The sequence below is a fragment of the Tissierella simiarum genome (assembly GCF_018917865.1).
Classification (GTDB): Bacteria; Bacillota; Clostridia; order Tissierellales; family Tissierellaceae; genus Tissierella_C; species Tissierella_C simiarum.
On record NZ_JAHLPM010000046.1, the window covers coordinates 1 to 1,558 of the forward strand.

General features: G+C 33.7%; 1 protein-coding gene and 5 tRNA genes. All 6 read left to right on the top strand.

Annotation, left to right across the window (positions count from 1 at the left end):
* The first annotated feature begins 24 nt into the window (after positions 1 to 24).
* The 6 genes from KQI42_RS20670 to KQI42_RS21930 all read left to right on the top strand — a co-directional run bounded on the left by KQI42_RS20670 (position 25) and on the right by KQI42_RS21930 (position 1,188).
* A tRNA-Tyr gene (locus tag KQI42_RS20670) sits at positions 25 to 110 on the top strand.
* Between the two features lie 5 nt (positions 111 to 115).
* A tRNA-Gly gene (locus tag KQI42_RS20675) sits at positions 116 to 190 on the top strand.
* A gap of 125 nt (positions 191 to 315) precedes the next feature.
* Positions 316 to 389 (top strand) — tRNA-Gly (locus KQI42_RS20680).
* Positions 390 to 408: 19 nt separating this feature from the next.
* Positions 409 to 483 (top strand) — tRNA-Cys (locus tag KQI42_RS20685).
* Positions 484 to 491: 8 nt separating this feature from the next.
* Positions 492 to 568: transfer RNA gene (locus KQI42_RS20690), tRNA-Arg, on the top strand.
* A gap of 200 nt (positions 569 to 768) precedes the next feature.
* Entirely contained in the window at positions 769 to 1,188 is a 420-nt protein-coding gene (locus tag KQI42_RS21930; protein WP_216522733.1) for a putative ABC transporter permease, read from the top strand.
* Positions 1,189 to 1,558: the final 370 nt, after the last annotated feature.

Sequence of the window (1,558 nt, forward strand, 5' to 3'; positions counted from 1 at the left end):
CCAGCTCCACTTAAAAAGAAGAATGGAGGAGTTCCCGAGTTGGCCAAAGGGGACGGACTGTAAATCCGTTAGCTAAGCTTTCACTGGTTCGAATCCAGTCTCCTCCACCAAGTATGCGGAAGTGGCTCAGTGGTAGAGCATCGCCTTGCCAAGGCGAGGGTCGCGAGTTCGAATCTCGTCTTCCGCTCCATTTATATGTTTTGTGTCAAGGTTATTGGTAGTCCTAGGAAAGGGCTCCGTTTTTAGTTAATATTAGTTAATAATTAAATATAAGTGAGAATCAGATAAGATTGTTGTCCTATGTTGTAGCATTATGCGGGTGTAGCTCAGTGGTAGAGCCCCAGCCTTCCAAGCTGGTTGCGAGGGTTCGATTCCCTTCACCCGCTCCATTTATTTATAAGCTAAATTGGCGACATAGCCAAGTGGTAAGGCAGAGGTCTGCAAAACCTTTATTCCCCAGTTCAAATCTGGGTGTCGCCTCCAGACAGCATGTACCTATAGCTCAACTGGATAGAGTGTCTGACTACGAATCAGGAGGTTCGGGGTTCGAGTCCCTGTAGGTACGCCAAGTGAAAGCCTTGTAATTTGAATAATTACAGGGCTTTTTTTTATTTAACAATCTTTAAAAATCCTTCATTCGTGCACTTTCATTATTACTTAACATATATTACTAGGATTATTATGTGACTTCTATGAATATTTAAAGAAAAATCCTTTACACTATGAAGGTAAAAAGTATTATTCTGAATAGTTTAAAGGAAGAGGGAAATGAGACAATTAATTAAGTATTCAATCTTATTCATAATTGGCGGGATATCCTATTTTTTTATTGAAATTTTGTGGAGAGGATATTCGCATATTGCAATGTTTATTCTAGGTGGCTTATGTTTCATATTAATAGGTTTAATAAATGAATATTATTCCACATTTAAAATATCTTTATTGATACAGCAAAGTATATCTTGTTTAATTATCACAGTATTAGAATTAATATTCGGGTTAGTTTTAAATGTATGGCTAGGATTAGATATTTGGGATTATAGTAATTTAAAATTTAATTTTATGGGGCAAATATGTTTAAAATATAGTATGTTATGGTTTTTTCTTTCTCTACCAGCTATAATTTTTTACGATTATTTAAGGTATTGGTTATTTGGAGAGAGAAAACCACATTATAAATTTATTTAAGCTATAACAAGATAAGGGTTTTTTGGTACTCTAAAAGTGTAAGTGTAATACCTAAAGAAGGTGAAGCATTTGCACTTGTTTTTGTATAATAAAAGGGTTAAACAGAATCTGTTTGGTCTATTTTGTATGTTCTGAATTAAATAGATAAAAGATTTAGAAACCTGCTAAAAAATACTTGATTTTTATTAGCAGGTTTTTATACCCTTCTACTTAAATAATTTAATGTTATAAGGGGATAATAAATCTGGATTGATTTCTAAGAGGAGGACATATGATATGGAGTTATCCCCAAAATTGTATCGTATTTTTGTAAGACCAAAATGGTTTTCTAAGTTCTATGTAGAAAATGTAATTAAACATAACATTGTGC